The organism is Streptomyces sp. NPDC052016, assembly GCF_044548445.1.
GTDB lineage: Bacteria > Actinomycetota > Actinomycetes > Streptomycetales > Streptomycetaceae > Streptomyces.
The window spans coordinates 129023-149607 of the sequence record NZ_JBIUBX010000020.1; the positions used below are offsets into that span (position 1 = coordinate 129023).

The 20585-nt window shown below is 71.8% G+C and carries 18 protein-coding genes; 3 read left to right on the top strand and 15 right to left on the bottom strand.

The genetic code is table 11. The features are described from left to right. Positions 1–432 precede the first annotated feature (432 nt). Positions 433–1614, bottom strand: a complete 1182-nt coding sequence (locus ACIHAR_RS24905) for a nucleotide disphospho-sugar-binding domain-containing protein (protein WP_365462269.1) — start codon at positions 1612–1614, stop codon at positions 433–435. A 246-nt stretch (positions 1615–1860) separates the two neighbouring features. Here ACIHAR_RS24905 and ACIHAR_RS24910 point away from each other — a divergent pair, with 246 nt between their 5' ends. The 3 genes from ACIHAR_RS24910 to ACIHAR_RS24920 all read left to right on the top strand — a co-directional run bounded on the left by ACIHAR_RS24910 (position 1861) and on the right by ACIHAR_RS24920 (position 3846). Then, positions 1861–2124, top strand: coding sequence for a hypothetical protein (locus ACIHAR_RS24910; RefSeq protein ID WP_365462271.1), 264 nt, complete (start codon positions 1861–1863; stop codon positions 2122–2124). Between the two features lie 65 nt (positions 2125–2189). Beyond that, positions 2190–3461 carry an adenylosuccinate lyase gene (purB, locus tag ACIHAR_RS24915; RefSeq protein ID WP_365462273.1) on the top strand — a complete coding sequence of 424 codons (1272 nt, stop codon included), beginning with the start codon at positions 2190–2192 and terminating at the stop codon, positions 3459–3461. Then, entirely contained in the window at positions 3445–3846 is a 402-nt protein-coding gene (locus tag ACIHAR_RS24920) for a GNAT family N-acetyltransferase (protein ID WP_400021917.1), read from the top strand. Before purB ends, ACIHAR_RS24920 begins: the two co-directional genes overlap by 17 nt. Positions 3847–3900: 54 nt before the next feature. Here ACIHAR_RS24920 and ACIHAR_RS24925 read toward each other — a convergent pair whose 3' ends face one another. From ACIHAR_RS24925 to ACIHAR_RS24990, 14 genes are all read right to left on the bottom strand, one after another. Next, positions 3901–5838 (bottom strand): multicopper oxidase family protein, encoded by a 1938-nt coding sequence (locus ACIHAR_RS24925; RefSeq protein ID WP_400021919.1) that lies wholly within the window; start codon positions 5836–5838, stop codon positions 3901–3903. A 75-nt stretch (positions 5839–5913) separates the two neighbouring features. After that, positions 5914–7692 (bottom strand): ABC transporter ATP-binding protein, encoded by a 1779-nt coding sequence (locus tag ACIHAR_RS24930; protein WP_365462279.1) that lies wholly within the window; start codon positions 7690–7692, stop codon positions 5914–5916. A gap of 21 nt (positions 7693–7713) precedes the next feature. After that, entirely contained in the window at positions 7714–8934 is a 1221-nt protein-coding gene (locus ACIHAR_RS24935; RefSeq protein ID WP_365462281.1) for a ketosynthase chain-length factor, read from the bottom strand. After that, a complete protein-coding gene (locus tag ACIHAR_RS24940) occupies positions 8931–10205 on the bottom strand; it encodes a beta-ketoacyl-[acyl-carrier-protein] synthase family protein (RefSeq protein ID WP_365462283.1) in 1275 nt (424 codons plus the stop codon). Before ACIHAR_RS24940 ends, ACIHAR_RS24935 begins: the two co-directional genes overlap by 4 nt. Next, on the bottom strand, positions 10202–10528 hold the full coding sequence (locus ACIHAR_RS24945) for a TcmI family type II polyketide cyclase (protein WP_400021922.1): 327 nt from the start codon (positions 10526–10528) through the stop codon (positions 10202–10204). The genes ACIHAR_RS24940 and ACIHAR_RS24945 overlap by 4 nt, the downstream gene beginning before the upstream one ends. Before the next feature lie 432 nt (positions 10529–10960). Further along, on the bottom strand, positions 10961–11857 hold the full coding sequence (locus ACIHAR_RS24950; RefSeq protein ID WP_400021924.1) for an ABC transporter permease: 897 nt from the start codon (positions 11855–11857) through the stop codon (positions 10961–10963). Beyond that, on the bottom strand, positions 11844–12647 hold the full coding sequence (locus ACIHAR_RS24955) for an ABC transporter ATP-binding protein (protein ID WP_400021926.1): 804 nt from the start codon (positions 12645–12647) through the stop codon (positions 11844–11846). Before ACIHAR_RS24955 ends, ACIHAR_RS24950 begins: the two co-directional genes overlap by 14 nt. A gap of 45 nt (positions 12648–12692) precedes the next feature. Further along, the gene (locus ACIHAR_RS24960; RefSeq protein ID WP_400021978.1) at positions 12693–13766 is read right to left on the bottom strand and encodes an ABC transporter substrate-binding protein; all 1074 of its coding nucleotides are present in this window, start codon (positions 13764–13766) and stop codon (positions 12693–12695) included. A 110-nt stretch (positions 13767–13876) separates the two neighbouring features. After that, positions 13877–15199 (bottom strand): GTP-binding protein, encoded by a 1323-nt coding sequence (locus ACIHAR_RS24965; RefSeq protein ID WP_365462289.1) that lies wholly within the window; start codon positions 15197–15199, stop codon positions 13877–13879. A 2-nt stretch (positions 15200–15201) separates the two neighbouring features. Further along, positions 15202–16140, bottom strand: a complete 939-nt coding sequence (gene cysD, locus ACIHAR_RS24970) for a sulfate adenylyltransferase subunit CysD (RefSeq protein ID WP_400021928.1) — start codon at positions 16138–16140, stop codon at positions 15202–15204. After that, the gene (gene cysC / locus ACIHAR_RS24975) at positions 16137–16736 is read right to left on the bottom strand and encodes an adenylyl-sulfate kinase (protein WP_400021930.1); all 600 of its coding nucleotides are present in this window, start codon (positions 16734–16736) and stop codon (positions 16137–16139) included. The genes cysD and cysC overlap by 4 nt, the downstream gene beginning before the upstream one ends. Before the next feature lie 220 nt (positions 16737–16956). Then, positions 16957–17733, bottom strand: a complete 777-nt coding sequence (locus ACIHAR_RS24980; RefSeq protein WP_365462295.1) for an alpha/beta hydrolase — start codon at positions 17731–17733, stop codon at positions 16957–16959. Between the two features lie 109 nt (positions 17734–17842). Beyond that, on the bottom strand, positions 17843–18457 hold the full coding sequence (locus ACIHAR_RS24985; protein ID WP_365462359.1) for a response regulator transcription factor: 615 nt from the start codon (positions 18455–18457) through the stop codon (positions 17843–17845). Between the two features lie 68 nt (positions 18458–18525). Next, the gene (locus ACIHAR_RS24990; protein ID WP_400021933.1) at positions 18526–20553 is read right to left on the bottom strand and encodes a histidine kinase; all 2028 of its coding nucleotides are present in this window, start codon (positions 20551–20553) and stop codon (positions 18526–18528) included. Positions 20554–20585 lie beyond the last annotated feature (32 nt).

Below are 20585 nucleotides of genomic sequence, written 5' to 3' on the forward strand. Positions count from 1 at the left end.
GGTCGGCTGTGCCGTCGGTCTGCCGTCAGGCCTGATCGGCTGATCGGCTGTCAGGACACGGGTCGGCTTGCGGTCGGGTCTACCGTCAGGCTGGCTCGGCTATGCCGACGGATCGGCCATCACGCGGATCGGCCGTCACGCCGGAATGGCTGTCAGCCTGGGTCGGCTGCGCTGCCGGGAGGGCTGTCGCCCCGGACCGGCTGCGTTGCCGGAAGGGGCCGTCACCGCAGATCGGCCGTCCCATCGTGCTCGGCTGTCAGGCCTGATCCGCCGGCACGCCGATCCGCCGACAGGCCCGTCCGCCGACAGGCCGGAGCGGTCAGAAACCGAAACGGCCGGCACCCCGCCCCGGCCGGCCGCCGAAACGCGTGTCGCCCTGGGACCGGCGGAGAGGATCCGTGGTCCCAGGGCGACACGTGGTGCGGGGGCGGGCTAGCGGGAGGCCAGGGCCTCCAGCTTGGGCACGATCTCGGCGGGCGTCGGAAGCGTCGAGATCTCCTTGGCGAGGAACTGCGTCCGCTCGGTGTAGCTCGGGTTCTCCAGCAGCTCCCGGCAGGCCGCGGCGATCACCTCGCCGGGCGCCTTGTCGGGCTCCTGCGCCTGCGGCCACAGCGTCTTGGCGGCGCCGAAGTCGCTGATCGCCTTGGCGATGGCCTCCCGGTGGTAGTTCGGGGGGAACTCCGGAGGGTTCTCGGGGATGATCAGCTGCGGCACGCCGTTGGCCATCAGGGTCGTGGCGGTGGTCGCGCCGCCGTGGTGGACCGCCAGGTCACAGGTGGCGGCGGCGACGTCCATCGGGATCCAGCCGACGCGCGCGTCGCCCAGCTGCGAGCCGAACCGCTCGGCGGCGCCGGGGGACGCCGCGATCAGCACCTCGGCGCCCAGCTTGTCCAGCTCGCTCACCAGCAGCGGCATGGACCAGCCCGGGTCGCGGAACATGAGGCTGCGGAAACCCGAGGTGATCACGACGCGGCGCCGCCCCTCGGGACGGGTGTACATCCAGCGCTCGAGCCGGCGCTGCGGGTTGCTCGGGATCCAGCGAACCGGCTGTGCGGCCGGGTCGTGGGCCGGCCGCAGCGACGGCGGGGTCGAGTCGAGGAGCAGGTCGGGCTGGAGCAGCCCGTCCAGGCCCAGCCGCTCCAGCTCGGGCCGGAGCTCCTCCTCGGCGCCCGGGTCGATGCCGGTGAGCGGGATCCCCAGGTACTCGACGTGGCGCACGTACGGGACCTTGAGGTGGGCGGCGAGCAGCATCGCCGCGTAGCTCTGCGAGCTGCCGACGACCACGTCGGGGGTCCAGTCCTTGGCCAGCTCCAGCAGGGACTCCACACCGGCCAGGCCCATCCGCGCGAAGCCGCGGCCCTGACCGAACATCTCCTCGTCCCCCAGTTCCCTGGGGAACCGCAGGCCCCTGCCCGGGTTGGTGATCCGCATGAAGTACCGGATCGGATCGACGGTGTAGCAGAACGTGGGAATTCCGATGGCTTCCGCGGTTTCCACCCACGGTTCGTGTGCGGCGAGCATGACCTGGTGGCCCGCGTTCCGCGCGGCCGTCGCCAGCGGGGCGGCGGCATAGTAGGTGGCCTGGCTGCCCGTGGTGATGAACAGGATTTTCATGGCACTCCGGATGCTTTTCGTGAGACGCGGCCTGACGCATTCGTGAACACCACCGATGTTCCACAGCGCGTTCTTTTCCTGTCAAACGTCCCACAGGGTCACCGTGTTCGATTGCGGATTTCGCGCGGTTGAACAGGCTGAACGGCAATGTGGAAGATGCCGCCGCCCCGGACGCCGACCATCATGAGGTCAGGACCTGCGGCGAGAAAGCCCCAGTAAACCGGATACCGAAAGTCGGTGGCACACATGAACACGTTGATCTACAACGCCCGAATGGCTCTCCGGGACATCATGGAAGTGAACATCTTCACTCAGGGCAACGACAAGGTATATCTGACCGTTTTCCCGGACCTGGTCTGGGAGGGCACCGAGGAAACGCACACGGAAAAGGTCATCCGGTCCGTCATCGACCGTCTGCACGACATGGACATGGACGTCGTCGGCGGCGAGTCCGCCGTCCGGACCCTGCTCGACGCCGGCTCCGTGGAGATCGTCCGCAAGGCCGCCTGACATCCGGTGCGCCGCGCCTTCGCGTGCCGCGGGCCGGTGGTCATTCCCGAGGAGGTACGACGCTCGTGATTTCCCGTTACTCACTACCGGAGATGGCGGGGCTCTGGTCCGATCAGGCCCGCTACGTCACCTGGGCCGAGGTGGAGGTCCTGGCCTCCGAGGCGCAGGCGCTGCTCGGCCGGGTTCCCGAGAGCGCGCTGGAGGACATCCGGCGGGCCCGGGTGCCGTCGGCGGAGCGGGTCGCCGAGCTCGAGCGGGAGCGGGACCACGAGATCCTCTCCTTCCTCGCCGCCTTCTGCGAGGACATGCCGGAGGACTCCGCGCGGTGGGTGCACCTCGGCATGACGAGCTACGACCTGGTGGACACCGCCCTCGGGTACACCCTCGCCCGGGCCTGCGACCTCCTGCTCGGCGCCGCGGCGGGGCTGCGCGGGGCGCTGGTGGACAAGGCGGTCGAGCACTGGGACACGGCGTGCATCGGGCGTACCCACGGCATGCACGCCGAGCCCACCACGTTCGGTCACAAGCTCGCCGGGTTCGCCTTCGCGATCGACCGCTCGGTCCGGCGGCTGGCGGACGCCCGTGAGCAGGTCGCGGTGGGCACGATCTCCGGCTCCGTCGGGACCTACGCGCTGATCGACCCCTTCGTCGAGGAGCACGTGTGCGCGGTGCTCGGCCTGGGTGTGGAGCCGGCGCCGAGCCAGGTCGTGGCCCGTGACCGGCACGCCCAGCTCGTGCAGGCGATCGCGACGCTCGGCGCCTGCGTCGAGCAGATCGCCGTCGAGGTCCGGCTGCTGTCCCGCAGCGAGGTCCGCGAGGTGGAGGAGCCCCGGACGGCCGCCTACCAGGGGTCGAGCGCCATGCCGCACAAGCGCAATCCGACGACCAGCGAGCGTCTGTCCGGTCTGGCCAGACTGCTGCGCGGGTACGCCGGGATGATGCTGGAGAACGTGGCGCTCTGGCACGAGCGGGACCTGTCCCACTCCTCCGTCGAGAGGGTCGTCCTGCCGGACGCGCTGACCGTCGCCCACTACCAGGTGACCGCGGCGACCGACCTGGTGCGCGGGCTCGAGGTGTTCCCCGGCCGGATGCGCTCCGCGATCGACCAGACCAAGGGGCTGGCCTACAGCTCGGCGGTCCTCGCCGACCTGCTGGAGGGCGGCAGCGAGCGCGAGCGGACCTACCGGATGATCCAGGACGCCGCGAACGGCGAGGACTTCGTCACCCTGCTCAGGAGCGAGGGGGTCGAGGCCGGTGTCCTGCGGCCCGAGCGCTTCCTGGTGCACCATGACGTCATTTACAAGCGGTTGGAGAACCTTCGTGAGCTGGACCATTGAGCGGGAGAACGGCCCCGACCTCGACCTCGGGGAGGTGCTGCGGGTCTACCGGGAGTCGGGCCTCGGCGAACGCCGGCCGGTCGAGGAGACCGAGCGGATGGCGGCGATGGTGCGCAACGCCAACCTGGTCGTCACCTGCCGGGTCGACGGGGAGCTCGTGGGCATCGCGCGCAGCGTCTCGGACTTCTCCTACGTGACCTATCTGTCCGACATCGCCGTCGACCGCGCCCATCAGCGCTCGGGCATCGGCAGGGCACTCATCGACGCGACCCGCAAGGAGGCGCCGCAGGCCAAGATCGTCCTGCTGTCGGCGCCCGCCGCGACGGAGTACTACCCGCACATCGGCTTCACCGCGCACCACTCCGCCTGGGTCCTGAACCCCTGAGCGGTCCGCCCCCGGGTGCCCGCGCCGGTCGCCGGCGCGGGCACTCCGGGTTCGTCAGTGGTGGCCGCCCATGTGCAGGTGGGCGGCCGGGGTCACCACGAGGGGGCGCATCATGTGCTGTTCGTGCTCCAGCATGTGGCAGTGGTGGACCCCCCTGCCGACGACGGGGAAGCGGACCGCCACCGTGACCAGCTCGCCCGGTGTGCCGTTCGGCCCGGCCGTGATCTGGCCCGCCGTCCCCACCCGGACGACGTCCTTCTCCCCGCGCTCGTGCGGTTCCAGGGCCGCCGCCGCCTTGAACGCGATCGGCCTGGCCGAGCCGCGGGTGACCCGGTCGAATCCGCCGATGTCGTAGTTCTCGCGGGACAGCACCTGGAAGTGGGCCAGGTGGATGTGCATGGGGTGGGGCGCGGCGGCGAGGTTGAGGTACTTCCAGACCTCCACGCTGTCGTGCGCCGCGGTGAACGCCTTGCCGTCGTCGTAGGCCATGGCCGTCCTGCGCAACGTCCGCACGGTGCCCTCGGCGTCCTGGACCTGAACGACTCCGGCCGACGGGAAGGTGATCCCCGTGGCGTCGATCTCCTCCATCTCCCAGAGCTCGGGCAGGTTCGCCGCGCCGGGGCCGACCAGCACCACCCACCGGTCGGCGCGGTCGTGCGGCAGGTCCGCGCGGGTGACCCGCCGGAAGGTGGGCGAGACGACCGGGGGGAGCGTGAACCGGCCCGCCGGCCGGCGGTCGGCGACGCGGAACTGCATCACGTCGGGTTCCAGCAGGTCGTTGCGCCGGTCGGAGGCGCCGGGCGTGATGCCCTGCATCGTGTTGACCAGCTTCAGGGCCTGCCCGCGGAACGCGCCGAAGTCGACCAGCACCTCGGCGCGTTCGCCGGGGGAGAGGTTGAGCGCCCCGTCGACCGGGATCGGCCTGTCGATCAGGCCCTGGTCGGTCCCGATCACCTGCAAGGCCCCCGGGACGGGCCGGCCGTCCGCCAGCAGCATCAGCCGGTAGATGCGGGAGTTCGCGGTGTTGACGATCCGGAACCGGTACCAGCGCGGGTCGACCTCGAGATAGGGCCATATCACCCCGTTGACCAGGGTGTAGGGGCCCGCGTGCGGGCGCATCAGCCGCTGCGCGCCGACCATCTCCACCTTGTGGACCAGCCGGCCGGTGAGGGCTCCCGACGCGTCGAGACCGAAATTGCGGTCGCTGAGGATCAGCGGCACCTCGTGGTCGCCCTTGGGCAGGCCCAGCGCCCGTTCCTCCGCGTTGCGCGAGACGAACAGGCCCGCGAGCCCGGCGTACACGCTGAAGCGGCTCACGTGGTGGGTGTGGTCGTGGTACCAGAGCGTCGTCGCGGCCTGGTCGTTCGGGTACGCCGACAGCTGCGCCTCCCCGGGCGCGACGAGGTTCTCCATCCAGCCGTCGTTGCCGCCGCCGGTCAGCATGCCGTGCAGATGCACCGCCGCCCACGGCGGCAGGCCGGCCACGCCGGGGACCTCCTCGCAGCCCTCCGTGCCGGGGTAGTTGGAGAGCGGGTCGGGGGAGGGGCCCTTGGCCAGGCCGAAGTCGACGGCGCTGACCGGGAGGTTCCCGGTCAGCCGGTTCTCCCAGACGACGCGGAGCGGGCGGCCGCTGACCGTCTCGATCGTCGGGCCCGGACAGACGCCCTCGTAGGTCCACATCGTCACCGGCGGGAGCTCCGAGTGCAGGGTGACGTCGGCGGTGCGCATCCGCACGGTCAGTTCGTCATGGCCCCCGTGGTCGCGGGGGCGGAGCACCGGCGGGATCCGCAGCGGATCCCTGAACTTGGTCAGCTTCAGTTCGGCCGCCGACGGCTCCGGCCCGCCGGGGGCCGCCGCGGCCGCGGTCCGCGGTCTGGTGAAGAGGGGAGCGGCGGCCGCCAGGGCGCCGAGGCCGACGGCGGTGCCGCCGCGGAGCAGCGCACGACGGTTCAGCCCCGCGAGGTCTGATTTGTCGTCATATGTGGGTTCCATTCGCCCGACGCTAGGGCCGCCCGCTCTCGTCGGGCTCGAGGCCGGCTTAAGAGCCCGGCCCGACGGGCGCCGGGCTCAGGCGACCGCCATCTCGGTGTCCCTCAGGACGAGCGCCGCGTAGTGGCCGCCGAGGCCCAGCAGCTCGTCGTGCGTGCCGCGCTCGGCGATCCTCCCCCGGTCCAGCACGATGATCTCGTCGGCGTCGCGGACGGTCGAGAGCCGGTGGGCGACCGTGATGGTGGTGCGGCCGGCGCTCGCCGCGTCGACGGCCTCCTGGACGGCCTGCTCGGTCTGCGTGTCCAGGGCGCTGGTGGCCTCGTCGAGCACCAGGACGGGCGGGTCGCGCAGGATGGCGCGGGCGATGGCCAGCCGTTGCTTCTCCCCGCCGGAGAAGCGGTAGCCGCGCTCACCGACCACCGTGTCGTAGCCGTCGGGCAAGGACATCAGGTAGTCGTGGATGTGCGCGATCCGCGCCGCCGCGACCAGTTCCTCGTCGGTGGCGTCGGGCTTGGCGAACCGCAGGTTGTCGGCGACCGAGGCGTGGAACAGGTAGGTCTCCTGGGAGACGACGCCGACCGCGGCGGCGAGCGTCTCGAAGGACAGGTCGCGCACGTCGACCCCGTCGATCGTGACGGTGCCGGACGTCGCGTCGTACAGCCGGGGGATGAGGTAGCTGAGGGTGGTCTTGCCCGAGCCGGTCTCGCCGACGATCGCCAGGCTGTGCCCGGCGGGGACGCTCACGTCGATGCCGTCCAGCGTCGGCCGCTCCGCTCCCGCGTAGGAGAAGCCGACCCCCCGCAGGCACACCTCGCCCCGCAGCTCCGCCGGCACGACGGGCCGCTCCGGCTCGGCGACGTCGACGGGCAGGTCGAGGTACTCGAAGATGCGGCCGAACAGTTCCAGGGAGCTCTGGATGTCGATCCCGATGGTCAGGAGCCGCTGCGCCGGCCGGAACAGGGCCTGCTGGAGGGTGGTGAAGGCGACCAGGGAGCCGAGGGAGATGGCCATGCGGCCGCCGCTCCCGGCCAGACCCGCCACCCAGTAGATCACCGCCGGCATGGAGGCCATGACGATCCAGATCGTGGACTGGTACCACAGGCCCGCCGTGCTCGCGCGCACCTCGATGTCGGTGAGCTTGCGGGACTGCGCGGCGAAGGTGTCGGTCAGCGACCGGGAACGGCCCATGGTGTGGCCGAGCATGATCCCGCTGACGGACAGCGACTCCTGCACGATCGAGGAGAGGTCGGCGAACTGGCGCTGCCTCTCCCGGGTGATGACGCGCCGTTCGTCCCCGACGTGGCGGCTCACCCAGACGAACGCCGGGAGCATGACCAGGGACGCGAGCGTGAGCCGCCAGTCGAGCAGGGCCATGGCGGTGGTCGTGGCGATGACGATCGTCAGGTCCGACACCAGCGCCGTGGCGGTGGTCGTGACGGTCACCTGCATCCCGCCGATGTCGTTGGCGATGCGCGACTGCACCTCGCCGGTACGGGTCCGGGTGAAGAAGGCCAGCGACATGCGCTGCAGGTGGGAGTACACGGCGGTGCGCAGATCGTGCATGACGAGCTGGCCGACCTTGGCGGAGACATGGGTCTGCCAGACGTTGAACGAGCTGGTGACGACCGAGACGACGATCATGCCGAGGGCCAGCAGCGACAGCAGCCCCGTCCTGCCCTGGGGCAGCGCCACGTCCATGATCTCGCGGATCAGGAACGGGTTGACGAGGGAGACCAGGGACGAGCCCGCGACCAGGAGGGCGACCGTCAGCAGGCTCCTCCGGTAGGGACGGAACAGCCCGAGGACGCGTCGTTTCTGCACGGGGAGATGAGCGGTGGCCGACCCGGTGGTGCTCACCCTGGTCTCCTTCTCTTTCGGTCAGTTCCAGTCGACGGAACGCAGGACGAGGGCGGAGTTGAAGCCGCCGTGGCCCCGCGCCAGGACGAGAGCCGTGGTCACCGGGGTGTGCCGCGGCGCGGTGACCAGATCGAGGTCGTAGTCGGGGGAGAGGGTGACGTTCGCCGTCGGCGGGATCACCCCGTCCCGCATGGCCAGCAGGGCGGTGGCGACGTCCAGGGGGGCCGCCCCCGAACCGAGCCGCCCCGTCATGGTCTTGGGCGCCGTGACGGGGACCGCCCGGGGTCCGAAGACGTCGGTGATCGCCGCGGCCTCGATCCGGTCGAGCTCCACCGTGGCGGCCGCGTCGGCGAAGACGACGTCGATCCCGCCCGGTGACAGACCCGCGTCCTCGAGCGCGATCTCGATCGCCTTCCGCAGCGTCGGCTCCCGCCCGCTGTCCGGACCCGGGTCGAAGGTGGACCCGTAACCGCTGATCTCCCCGTACACGCGCGTCGCACCGCGTCGGCGCGCGGCCTCGGCGTCCTCGAGGATCAGCAGGGCGCCGCCCTCACCGGGCACGTGTCCGGCCGCGTCGGCGTCGAAGGGCAGGTACGCCCGGTCGGGCCGCTCCTCGGTGCTCAGCCTCCCGGTGGTGAGCTGGGCCACCCACCCCCACGGGCAGATGGCGGCGTCGACGCCGCCGGACAGGATCAGGTCGCTGCCCTTGCGTACCAGGCGACGCGCGTGCGCGAGGGCGTCGAGGCCGCCCGCCTGGTCGCTGACCACCACGCCGCTGGGGCCGCGCAGACCGTGCCGGATCGATATCTGGCCCGTGTTGACCGCGTAGAACCAGGCGAAGGACTGGTAGGCGCTCACGTACTGGCTGCCCTTGCTCCAGAGGTTCTGCAGCTGGGCCTGGCCGAACTCGAAACCGCCGGAGGTGCTGGCGGTCATCACGCCCATGCCGAACTCGTCCGCTTCGTCCGTGCTCACCCCGGCGTCGGCCAGGGCGTGATCGGCGCCGACGAGGGCGAGCTGGGTCATGCGGTCGGTCTGCGGGATCAGCCGGCTCGGCAGGTGTTCCCGGGCGGTGAACCCGTCCACCTCTCCGGCGAGCTTCGAGGGATAGCGCTCGGGATCGAAACGCTTGATACGGCCGATGCCGCTCCTGGACGCGCGGGTGGCGTCCCAGTAGTCCTCCACGCCGAAGCCGTTGGGGGACACGATGCCGATGCCGGTCACCAGGACCTGGGAACTCATGCCGTCGTTTTCCTGTCGGGTCGGGCGAGAACCATCGCGCTCTGGAAGCCGCCGAAGCCGCTGCCGACCGTCAGCACCGTGTCGGTGTTCCAGTCGCGCGCGGTCAACGGCACGTAGTCGAGATCGCATTCGGGGTCGGGCTTGTGCAGGTTCGCCGTCGGAGGCACCACGTTGTTCTCCATGGCCAGGACCGATGCGGCGATCTCGATGGAGCCGATCGCGCCGAGCGAGTGGCCGACCATCGACTTGATCGAGCTGACGGGGGTACGGCGGGCGTGCTCGCCCAGGCTGCGCTTGAAGGCGCTGGTCTCGTGCCGGTCGTTCTGCTTGGTCCCCGAGCCGTGCGCGTTGACGTAGTCGACGGCCTCGGGAGCGATCCTCGCCTCGTCCAGCGCCGCGCGGATGGCCTCGGCCATCTCCCTGCCGTCGGGACGCAGCCCGGTCATGTGGAAGGCGTTGCACCGGCTGGCGTACCCGGCGATCTCGGCGTACACGTGGGCGCCGCGCCGGCGCGCGGACTCCCACTCCTCCAGGACGAACATCGCGGCGCCCTCGCCCAGCACGAACCCGTTGCGGGTGAGGTCGAAGGGCCGGGAGGCGTGCTCGGGGTCGTCGTTGCGCGGGGTGGTCGCCTTGATCGCGTCGAAGCACGCCACGGTGATCGGCGAGATCGGCGCGTCCGTGGCGCCGGTGATCATCACATCGGCCGAGCCGTCGCGGATCAGTTCGGCCGCGTAGCCGACCGCGTCGATGCCCGAGGTGCAGCCGGTGGAGACCACGGTCGAGGGCCCCTCGGCGCCGGCGGCCCAGGCGACCTCGGCGGCGAAGGAGCTCGGTACGAAGTGGTTGTAGAGGTGGGGGACGGCGTACGCGTGGTCGACGAGGTCGAGCCGGCCGCCGTCGCTGACCACCCGGTACTCCTGGTCGAGGCCCATGGTGGCGCCCACGGCGCTGCCGACCGCCACCCCGACGCGGTGGGGCACGGCGCCGCGCAGGTCCAGACCGCTGTCCGCCATCGCCTCACGCGCCGTGACGAGGGCGAACTGCGCGGCCCGGTCGTTGCGCCGGATCTCCTGCGGGCCGAGTCCGTGCTCCCACGGGTCGAAGTCGATCTCGGCCGCGATCCGGGAACGGAACGGGGCCGGGTCGAAGAAGGTGATCCCCCTGGTCGCCGTCCGCCCCTCGCTGAGCAGGCTCCAGAAGTTCTTGACCCCGATGCCTCCCGGAGCCGTCACCCCGACCCCGGTGATGACCACCCGCCGGCCGGTCACGCCGACTCCCAGGTGTAGAACCGCCGCGCCATGGCGTCCGCGGGCGAACGCCAGGTCGCCGGGTCGTAGGCCTCGATGAACGGCTTGAGATCCTCGCTGATCCGGACGAAACGCGGATCGGTCTTCGCCTGCTCGATGAGCTCCGAGCCGTTGTCGTCGTCGAAGTCCTGGAGATGGAAGTACAGACCGTTGTACATGAAAAGCTGACGTCGCCGAGTCCCCATGCGATGCGGCATGTCGGTCGCGTCGAAAGCGCTGAAAAGCCGAGCCACTTCAGCACTCGAACGAGGTTCCATTCTGGCCACTATCAGATTGCTGTGCATTCGACCGCCTCCTCGAGGGTTTTGCTGCGCCTACCGCAGATGCTTGACCAGTGCCGCCCATTGGGCGAGCTCCTCTTCCGACAACGGCGGCAGGCAGGGCTGGTCGGCAGGCGGGCTTCTGAAGTCCATCCAGTCGCAGTAGGGGGAATACATTCCGCTCCACGCGAGCCCCATCCACGTCAGGCCCTCACCGAAGCCCCTCCACAGGGATCGCATGGCGGACCTGAGCCTCGCGCCCATGTCAATCTCCATTCGCCGGGAACCACCCATCGCCACCTTGCGCGAGATCCCTCAAGAAAGGGTCGGGAACACGTCGCATTCCGCTGGAGAGCCGCGCTCCGCGGCATCCCGGGAATCGGCGAAGGGCGGTTCCGGAAGGAACCGCCCTTTCGGCTTGTCACGGCCGGCGGGACCGGCCCGGGTGGGCTCTGCTCAACGGGTGGCGAGCAGCCCGCGGCCGCGCAGCACCCGGCGCTCCAGCGGGCTGAAGACCAGCAGGTCGATGGCGACGCCGACGGCGAGGATCAGGAGGATGCCGAGCAGCACCCCCGCCATGTCGGAGAACTCCCGCTGGTTTTCCAGATAGCGGCCGAGGCCGACGCCCAGGTCGGGGGAGGAGGCGATGAGTTCGGCGGCCATCAGCGAACGCCAGGAGAACGCCCAGCCCTGCTTGAGCCCGGCCAGGTACCCGGGCAGGGCGGCGGGCAGCAGCACGTGCCGGGCACCGCGCAGGCCGGTCGCGCCGAGCGTACGGCCGGCCCGCAGGTACAGCGGCGGCACCTGGTCGACACCGGCGATCAGGCCGTTGGCGATCGAGGGCGCCGCGCCGAGCAGGATCACCGCGTACATGGCGGAGTTGTCGATGCCCAGCCAGATGACGGCGGCCGGCACCCAGGCGACCGACGGCAGCGACTGGAGACCGGACAGCACCGGGCCGACGGCGGCCCGGACCACCTTGACCCGGGCGACGAGCAGACCGATCGGCGTACCGATCACCACGGCCGCCAGGAAACCCGAGACGCCGCGCCAGACGCTGGTCCAGATGATCGAGAACAGGGTCCCCTGGTACCAGAGGTCGGTGAGCGCGCGCCAGACGTCCGCCGGGCTCGGCAGCTTGTCGGGGGTGGTCAGACGCAGGCTGTGGGCGAGCTGCCAGGCGCCGAGCACCAGTGCGATGGCCAGGACCGGAGGCAGGGCCTTCTCGCGCAGCACGCGGCCGATCGGAGTGCGCCGGGCCGGCACGGCCGCCAGCGCGTCGAGGCCGGCCTCGACGCCGGCGGACCCGGCGGCGGGGTCGCCCGACGTCGTGCGGGTGTCAGTGCCGGCCATGGCGGCTGATCTCCCCCCGCAGGTGCTCGGTGATGTCGACGGACAGGTCGGCGACCTCGGCGGACTCGCCGCGGCGCGGCTGCGGCAGGTCGATGCGCCACTCCCGCGCGATCCGGCCGGGCCGGGAGGAGAGCAGCACGACGCGCTGGGCGAGCCGGACGGCCTCGCGCACGTTGTGCGTGACGAACAGGACGGTGAGCCGGCGCTCCTCCCAGATCCGGGTGATCTCGTCGTGCAGGACGTCACGGGTGATGGCGTCGAGCGCGGCGAAGGGCTCGTCCATCAGCAGCACGGTGCTGCCCTGGGCGAGCGAGCGGGCCAGGGCCACGCGCTGACGCATCCCGCCGGAGAGCTCGTGCACCCGCTTGCGGTGCGCGCCGCCGAGGCGGACCAGTTCCAGGAGCCGCTCGGCCTCGGGCCCGCGCTCCTCGCGCGGGACGCCGGCGAGGCGCAGGGCCAGCTCGATGTTCCGGCCCGCGGTCAGCCACGGAAACAGCGCGTGGTCCTGGAACATCAGCGCGGGGCGGGCGCCGGGCACCTCGATGGTCCCGGAGCTGGGCTCGTCCAGACCCGCCACCAGGTTGAGCAGGGTGGACTTGCCACAGCCGGAGGCGCCGAGCAGGGTGACGAACTCGCCCGGGGCGACGTCCAGGCTGATGTCGTCGAGGACGGTGGTGGCCGCGCCGGGGCCGCCGAACGTGCGGGAGACGTGGGAGAGCCGGACGGCCGGGCGCTCCTGCGGGGTGTCGACGCCGGGGGCGTCCATCGGGGTGGTCAGTGCCGTGGTCATGTCGGGCACCTCCTGCCTTGAGGGTTGGGGGCCTTGGGGTGCGGGTCATGGCGGGGCGCCGAGCCCGGCGTCCGGCACGGCGGGCCGCCCCCGCGCCCTGAGCACCTTGTTGAGCAGGGTCAGGTCGTAGATGCCGGAGAGGTCCGGCTTCTCCAGCAGGCCCGCGGTCACCGCGTGGCCGGCCTCGGCCCGCAGGGTGCCGGCCAGTGGATCGTCGAGGAAGTCGATGCCGTGCCAGGCGGATTCGAGGACGGCGGGCTCCAGCGCTTTGCCGGTGTCCCTCCTGATCCGCGCGTCGGCGGCGGCCTTCGCCTTCCGCGGGTCGGCCTCGATGAAGGCGTTGGCCGCCACCGAGCCGCGCAGCACGGCCTCGACCACGTCCGGGTGCTCGGTGAGGAACCTCTGCGCGACGATGACGTTGGTGATCACGAACTTGCCGTCGGGCCACAGCGACCTCTCGTCCAGCAGCACCTTCGCCCCGAGCGCGACCAGTTGGGAGGCGGTCGGCTCGGGCACCCAGGCGCCGTCGACGGACCCCGACCGGTACGCGTCCGGGATCACCTTGTTGTCCGCGCGGACCACGCCGACGTCACCCGCGCCGGAGGCCGGATCCACCGAGTAGCCCCGGCCCGCCAGGTAGGTGAGCAGGGCGACGTCCTGGGTGTTGCCCAGCTGGGGCGTGGCGATCCTCTTGCCCCGGAGGTCGTCCGGCGAGCCGATCACGGCCGGGTCGACCACCAGCTTCACGCCGCCGGAGGCCGAACCGGAGACGATCCTCAGGGACGTGCCGCCGGACCTGGTGTAGCCGTTGATCGCGGGGGAGGGGCCGATCCAGCCGATGTCGACCGAACCGGCGTTGAGGGCCTCGATCTCGGACGGGCCGGCGTCGAAGACCTGGGTTTTGATCCGGGTCGCGCCCAGTTCCTTCTGGAACAGGCCCTTCTCCAGACCCACCAGCACGGTGCCGTGGGTAAGGTTCGCGAAGTAGCCGATCCTCACGGTGTCGGCGGAGAGCTTCGTGCCCGAGCCTCCCGCGGCCTGCGCCGCCGGAGCCGCCGGGGCGCTGTCGCCGGCCCGGGAGCCGTAGCCGCAGGCCGGCAGTACGGCCGCGGTCAGCATCGCGACGGCCGTCACGACCGCCCGTCCGGGCCGGCCCCGGCCGCAGCCGAGGACACCCCCGCCGAGGGCGCGGCCCGACCGGTCCCCGCCCGGCGACGCCCCACCCGGCATCAGAACCGGTCCAAGGCGCCGCGTGCGCCGGTCGTGCGTACGGTCCCGAAGGCCTCGCCCGCCATGCCGGCGGTGAGGGTGGCGCCGTCGGCCGGGTCGATCAGCAGGAACGAGCCCGTCCGGCGGTTGTCGGCGTAGCTGTCGAGCGCCAGCGGCTCGGCCGTGCGCAGCACCACGTGACCGATGTCGTTGACCCGCAGCCCATCGGCCCCGGAGCGCTGTTCGAGCGTGCCGATGTCGATCCGGTACGAGATGTCCACGACCAGCGCGCGCACGGTACGGGTGGTGTGCTTGAGCAGCACCTTGGCGCCGATGCGCAGCGGGCGCTCGTCGAGGTGGCAGACGTCGGCCTCGATGTCCTTGGTGGGCAGCGGTGCGGGACTGCCGGCCGCGATCAGGTCGCCCCGGGAGACGTCGATGTCGTCGGCGAGCCGGACGGTGACCGACTGGGGCGCCCAGGCGATGTCCGTCTGCCTGCCGAGCATGTCGATGGCCGCGACGGTGGTGGCGCGGCCGGAGGGCAGGACGGTGACGGCGTCCCCCACCCGCAGCACCCCGGAGGCCAGCCGGCCCGCGTAGCCGCGGTAGTCGTGGTACTCCGCGCGCTGTGGGCGGATCACGTACTGGACCGGGAAGCGTGCGGGCTCCTCGCTCGGGTCGCTGCCGACCGGGACGGTCTCCAGGTGCTCCAGCAGGGTGGGGCCGCTGTACCAGTCCATGTGGGCGGAGGGCTCCACGACGTTGTCACCGGCCAGCGCGGAGATCGGGACCGCCACCACGTCCTCGACCCCGAGAGAGGCCGCGTAGGAGGTGAACTCCTCGGCGATGGCCGCGAAGACGGGCTCCGCGTGGCCGACCAGGTCCATTTTGTTGACGGCCAGCACCACGTGCGGGAGCCGCAGCAGCGCGGCGACGGCGGCGTGGCGGCGGGTCTGCTCGACCACCCCGTTGCGGGCGTCGACCAGGACGACGGCGAGCTCGGCGGTGGAGGCGCCGGTGACCATGTTGCGGGTGTACTGCACATGCCCCGGGGTGTCGGCGAGGATGAACCGGCGCCGGCCGGTGGCGAAGTAGCGGTGGGCCACGTCGATGGTGATGCCCTGCTCGCGCTCGGCGCGCAGGCCGTCGGTGAGCAGCGCCAGGTCGGGCGTGTCCCGGCCGCGGTTGCGGGAGGCGTGCTCGACGGCCTCCAACTGGTCGGCCAGGACGGACTTGGAGTCGTGCAGCAGGCGGCCGACCAGGGTGGACTTGCCGTCGTCGACGGATCCGGCGGTGGCGAGGCGCAGCAGCGAGGTGGGGGCGGCTTCCCGGGCGGTGGTCATGGTCAGAAGTACCCCTCGCGCTTGCGGTCTTCCATGGCTGCCTCGGAGAGCCTGTCGTCGGCCCGGGTGGCGCCGCGCTCGGTGAGGCGGCTGGCGGCGATCTCGGCGATGATGTCGGCGTTGGTGGCGGCGTCGGAGTCGATGGCTCCGGTGCAGGACATGTCGCCGACGGTGCGGTAGCGGATCCGCCGCCGCTGGGTCGTCTCGTGCTCGTTGGGGCCGCCCCAGGCGCCGGCGGTCAGCCACATGCCGTCGCGGCGGAACACCTCCCGCTCGTGGGCGTAGTAGATCGCCGGGAGCTCGATGTCCTCCCGCTCGATGTACTGCCAGACGTCGAGCTCGGTCCAGTTGGACAGCGGGAACACCCGCACGTGCTCGCCGGGCGCGTGGTGGCCGTTGTAGAGGGACCACAGCTCGGGGCGCTGGCGGCGGGGGTCCCAGGCGCCGAACTCGTCGCGCAGCGAGAAGACGCGCTCCTTGGCGCGGGCCTTCTCCTCGTCGCGGCGGCCGCCGCCGAAGACCGCGTCGAAGCGGTGGGAGTCGATGGCGTCCAGCAGCGGCACGGTCTGCAGCGGGTTGCGGGTGCCGTCCGGGCGTTCGCGCAGCCGCCCGTCGTCGATGAAGTCCTGGACGGAGGCGATGTGCAGGCGCAGGCCGTGCCGCGCCGCCACACGGTCGCGGTACGCGATGACCTCGGGGAAGTTGTGCCCGGTGTCGACGTGCAGCAGCGCGAACGGGATCGGCGCCGGGTGGAAGGCCTTCAGCGCCAGGTGCAGCATGACGATCGAGTCCTTGCCGCCGGAGAACAGGATCACCGGCCGCTCGAACTCCCCCGCCACCTCACGGAAGATGTGCACCGACTCCGCCTCGAGGGCGTCCAGGTGCGACAGCGCGAAGGGGTTCTCCGGCGCCTCGGCCGGACTCCGGGTCGCCGTCGTCATGCCAGGCCCCTCTCGGTCAGGAAGGCGTGCAGCTCGGCGGCGGACTCGGCCACCGATCGGCCCTGCGTCCGGATGCGCAGCTCCGGGTCCTCCGGGGCCTCGTACGGGTCGTCCACACCGGTGAGTCCGGAGAGCTCACCGGCGGCCTGCCTGGCGTACAGGCCCTTCACGTCGCGCTCGGAGCAGAGCGCGAGGGGTGTGGCCACGTGGATCTCCAGGTACTCCGTGCCGCCCGCCGCGTGCAGCTCGCGCACGGCGGCACGGGAGTCGGCGTACGGGGCGATGACCGGGGCGAGCACCTTGACGCCGTGGGAGGCCAGCTTCTGCGCGACGAAGCCGATCCGGGTCACGTGGGTGTGCCGGTCCCCCCTGGTGAACCCCAGCCCCCGGGACAGGAACGCCCGGATCTCGTCACCGTCGAGCACCTCGACCTCGTGGCCCTCGGCGCGCAGGCGTGCGGCGAGGGCGCGGGCGAGGGTGGTCTTGCCCGCGCTGGGCAGCCCGGTCAGCCACACGGTGGCGCCGCGTTCGCGGGCGGCGGCCGCGGAGGGCGCCTCCGCGGTGTCCCGGGCGGCCGGAGCGTGAGCTGTGGTCACGGTGGTGTACTCCTGACGTGGATTGACGGTCTGTCAGCGATGGTGCAGACGCCGTGCCCGGCGTCCTCGCGGGCGCCGCGACCGCCTCGGACGCCGTCACGGGGCACCCGCGACACCCGGCGGCCTGCCGCGGGAACCGCGCAGACGGCGGCCGGCCGCACGGAACCTCCGCGCGGACCCCGGGCGGAGCCGACGGCCCTCCACCGGGGCGGCGGACCTCTCAAGCGGTGGCGAACTCGGCGAGGACCGGTCCGAGGACGTCCATGTCGATCCGGTGCCAGGAACCGGGCAGTTCGAGCCCCCGGCCGTTGGGCAGGGCTGCCGCGGTCGCCTGCGCCGCCGCGCGCAGCCAGGCGCTGGTGTGGTCGCTGTTGAGGACCAGGGTCTGCGTGGCGTAGCCGGCGAGGCGGTCGACGGGGACGCTGAAGTCGCCGCAGATCGCCGTGTCGTAGGCGAGTGTGTGGGCGTTCGCCTCGTTCATCGCCCAGAGCGGGCCCTTGCGCCACTCCGCGACCGTGTCGGGGGTGAAGCCCAGGAAGCTGCCGAGGAAGTACTCGACCGCCTCCTCACGCCGGTCCTCCTCCAGGAGGACCCGGAGCGTCTTGGCGAAGTTCCACGGGGGCTTGGGGTACCCGTCGACGCGGAAGAACGGCTCGTGCAGCGCCAGCCTGGTGATCGGGGCGCCGGCGAGCGCCGCCTCGATCGCCAGGTTGGCGCCCGAGGACCCGGCGAACACCACCGCCGAGCCCCCGGCCTCGTCGATCACCGCCTCGAGGTCCTCGATCTCCCGCTCGACGGCGTACTCGGGGGAGTCGCCGCTCTCACCGCGTCCCCGGCGGTCGTAGACGTAGGTGGTGCAGTGCGGCGCCAGTTCGGGCACGAGCGCGTCGAAGATCGTGTGATCGCGGAACGAACCGTTGAGGAGCACGATCGGCGGACCCTCGCCGGCCTTTTCATAAGCGATCGTCGTGCCGTCCCGCGAAACGACCTTGCGCATCACTCACTCCTCATGCCGAACGGAGGCGCTCTCACCTCGCCGTATGTCGGCATCCTCGGGCGCGTCGGTGGATCGCCGGTCGAGGACCGGTCGGGGTGTCCCGTGCCCCTCAGGAGAGCCAGCCGGCCTCGGTGGCGATGCGGACGGCGTCGAGCCGGTTGCGGGCGTTGAGCTTCACCACCGTCGTCGTGAGGTAGTTGCGCACCGTGCCGATCGACAGGTGCAGTTTCGCGGCGATCTCCCCGGGCTCGTCGCCCTGCGCGGCCATGGCGAGCACCTCGGTCTCGCGCTCGGACAAGGGGTTCTCGCCGATGTCCCAGGCGCTCATGGCCAGTTGCGGGTTGATCACCCGGCGGCCCGCCGCCACCTCCCGGACGGCCTGCGCGAGTCCTTCGGCCGGGGAGTCCTTGAGCAGGAAGCCCGAGACCCGCGCGGACATCGCACGGCGCAGCGTGCCGGGACGTCCGAGCCCCGTCATGATCAGCGTGCGGCATTCCGGCAGCCGGTCGTGGAGCATCTCGGCCGCGGTGAGGCCGTCCATGTGCGGCAGATCGACGTCCATGATCGCCACATCCGGCCGGCACTCCAGCGCGGTGGGGACGATCAGGTCACCCCGGTCCACCACGGCGACGACTTCCAGGTCCGGCTCCAGTTCGAGCAGCGCCACCAGCGCTCCCCGCACCATGTGCATGTCCTCGGCCAGGAGAATTCTGAGCCGCTGAATCTCCACCCGTTCCCCCTTTACCTCTCCCCGAAAGGCATGTGAATCCCCCAGAAAATCCCATGAAATGTTTAGATCGCGGCGTCCTCCTGTTGAATGGTGAACGGGGGATCGTCGTCCATCGGGGACGACGCGAATTCCTGAATCGGCCGTCCGTGTCCGGCCGCCTCGCGCGCGTCCGTCTGCCCACGGTATCCGCGCGCCACCAGCCGGACGTCGGCGAGCGCCTGGCGCGACAGGCCGAGCACGGTGGTCAGCTCGTCCCGCGCGGACTCCGGCGAATCCGGCAGCAGACGGTGGATGAGCGCGCACTTCATCGTGACCTGGGACAGGCTCGACCCGAGCACCTCGTGCAGCTCACGCTCCACGATCAGGCGCTCACGGTCGACGGCCAGCCGGGCGAGTGCGCCCCTGGCCTCGTGCAACTCGGTGACCAGCCGGAACAGCTCCGTGAAGCCGTAGACGACGAGGCCGGCCACCAACGAGGAGTCGGCCAGGTAGACGATGCCGGCGGGCGGTACGCCGACGGCCGCCGCCACCGGTACGACGACCGCGACCGAGGCCGCGTAGAGCACCAGCCGGAGCCTCCCGGGCACGGCGATCAGCAGCGATCCGGCGAGGAATCCGCACATCGAGCCCCACGGGGCGCCGAGCCACAGCAGAGGCGCGTAGGTGGCCGCGGCCTGGAGCCCGAGGGTGAGCGCTCGCGTGCGCACGGGCCAGGCGCGCGAGCGGCGCAGTGAGTGCAGCGCCTGCAGGGCCACGACGACGGCGAAGCAGCCGAGGAAGGCGAGCAGGGCGGCCCCGGACCCGGCGCGGCTCCCGGCGTTGATGAAGGTGATGAGCGTGTAGCCGGCCACCACGGCCAGGAGCATGCTGCGCGCCATCCTGGGCGCCCAGTGCCGGGTGGTTCCCTCCCGGTCCTCGGGTACGGACTCCTCGGGACGCTCGTCGGCTCGGGGTGCCGCCGGAGCGTGGGCGACGACCTCGAACCAGCCGTCGTCGGCCGGTCCGCCGGTCAGGTCGCCGCCGATGCGGCGCAGCCGGGTCGTCAGGTTGCCGAGCCCGCTGCCGCCCCCCGCGATGGTGTCCTGCCGCCCCTCCCCGACACCGTCGTTGCGGATCCGCAGCGACACCGTCCCGCCCTCTCGGCCGGCGGTGACCGTGCAGTACTGCGCCTTGCTGTGCCGCAACGCGTTGGTGACCGCCTCGCGCAGCACGATGGCCAGTACGGTGTCCACCTCGCGCGGCAGCGGACCGCAGGCCAGGTCGGCCTCCGCCGTGATCCCCGCGTCGGACAGGACCGAGAGCGCGGACTCGGTTTCGGCGGCCAGCGACATGTCGCGGTACCCGGTCGCGACCAGGTGCACGTCGGCCAGGGCCTCGCCGGCGATGCCGAGCACCCCGGCGACCTCGGACCGGGCCCGGTCGGGTGCGGTCGGCAGCAGCCGGTAGCCGAGCTCGCTCTTCAAGGCGATCGCGGACAGGCTGTAACCGAGCAGGTCGTGCAGGTCGCCCGCGACCCGCAGCCGCTCCTGGACGACGGCCATCCCGGCCAGCTCGCGCCGGGTGGCGCGGAGTTCGGCGACCAGCCCGGACAGCGAGCTGACCCCGTAGATGATGAGGCTGGCGAGCATCGTGGCGCCGAACCCGTAGAGGGCGACGCCCGGCCCGTCGATGGCCACGACAGCGGGCACGATGCCCGCGGTGACCAGGGCGTACAGCGGCCAGCGGAGCCGGCCGGGCACGGCAAGCAGCACCGAGCCCGCGAGCAGCCCGGCCATAGCGCCCCACGGCGCCCCGAGCCAGGCGAGCGGCAGGTAGGTGACCACGGCCTGCGCGGACAGGGTCAGCACGCGGACGCGGACGGGCCAGGTACGCGGCCGCCGGGTGGAGTGCGCGATCTGCAGGGCGAGAACGGCGGCCAGACAGAGGGCCAGTAAGGCCGTCCGTAAGGGACCGGGGTCCTCGGCCAGGACGTTCAGCACGGTGACGACGGTATGGCCGCCGAGGACCCCCAGCGTGACCAGGAGCGCCATGCGCGGCGCCCGCACCGCGGACTCCTCGTCTCGGACGTCCCCGCGGGGTGCGTCGAGCATCGGCGCGCGCCTCCTGGTCCGACCTGCGGTGA

Excerpts from the sequence above, each read along its gene's own strand:
- ACIHAR_RS24905 (WP_365462269.1), bottom strand. The coding sequence starts at position 1,614 with ATGAAAATCCTGTTCATCACCACGGGCAGCCAGGCCACCTACTATGCC.
- ACIHAR_RS24910 (WP_365462271.1), top strand. The coding sequence starts at position 1,861 with ATGAACACGTTGATCTACAACGCCCGAATGGCTCTCCGGGACATCATG.
- ACIHAR_RS24925 (WP_400021919.1), bottom strand. The coding sequence starts at position 5,838 with ATGGAACCCACATATGACGACAAATCAGACCTCGCGGGGCTGAACCGT.
- ACIHAR_RS24935 (WP_365462281.1), bottom strand. The coding sequence starts at position 8,934 with ATGAGTTCCCAGGTCCTGGTGACCGGCATCGGCATCGTGTCCCCCAAC.
- ACIHAR_RS24945 (WP_400021922.1), bottom strand. The coding sequence starts at position 10,528 with ATGCACAGCAATCTGATAGTGGCCAGAATGGAACCTCGTTCGAGTGCT.
- ACIHAR_RS24950 (WP_400021924.1), bottom strand. The coding sequence starts at position 11,857 with ATGGCCGGCACTGACACCCGCACGACGTCGGGCGACCCCGCCGCCGGG.
- ACIHAR_RS24955 (WP_400021926.1), bottom strand. The coding sequence starts at position 12,647 with ATGACCACGGCACTGACCACCCCGATGGACGCCCCCGGCGTCGACACC.
- ACIHAR_RS24960 (WP_400021978.1), bottom strand. The coding sequence starts at position 13,766 with ATGCTGACCGCGGCCGTACTGCCGGCCTGCGGCTACGGCTCCCGGGCC.
- ACIHAR_RS24965 (WP_365462289.1), bottom strand. The coding sequence starts at position 15,199 with ATGACCACCGCCCGGGAAGCCGCCCCCACCTCGCTGCTGCGCCTCGCC.
- cysD (WP_400021928.1), bottom strand. The coding sequence starts at position 16,140 with ATGACGACGGCGACCCGGAGTCCGGCCGAGGCGCCGGAGAACCCCTTC.
- ACIHAR_RS24980 (WP_365462295.1), bottom strand. The coding sequence starts at position 17,733 with ATGCGCAAGGTCGTTTCGCGGGACGGCACGACGATCGCTTATGAAAAG.
- ACIHAR_RS24990 (WP_400021933.1), bottom strand. The coding sequence starts at position 20,553 with ATGCTCGACGCACCCCGCGGGGACGTCCGAGACGAGGAGTCCGCGGTG.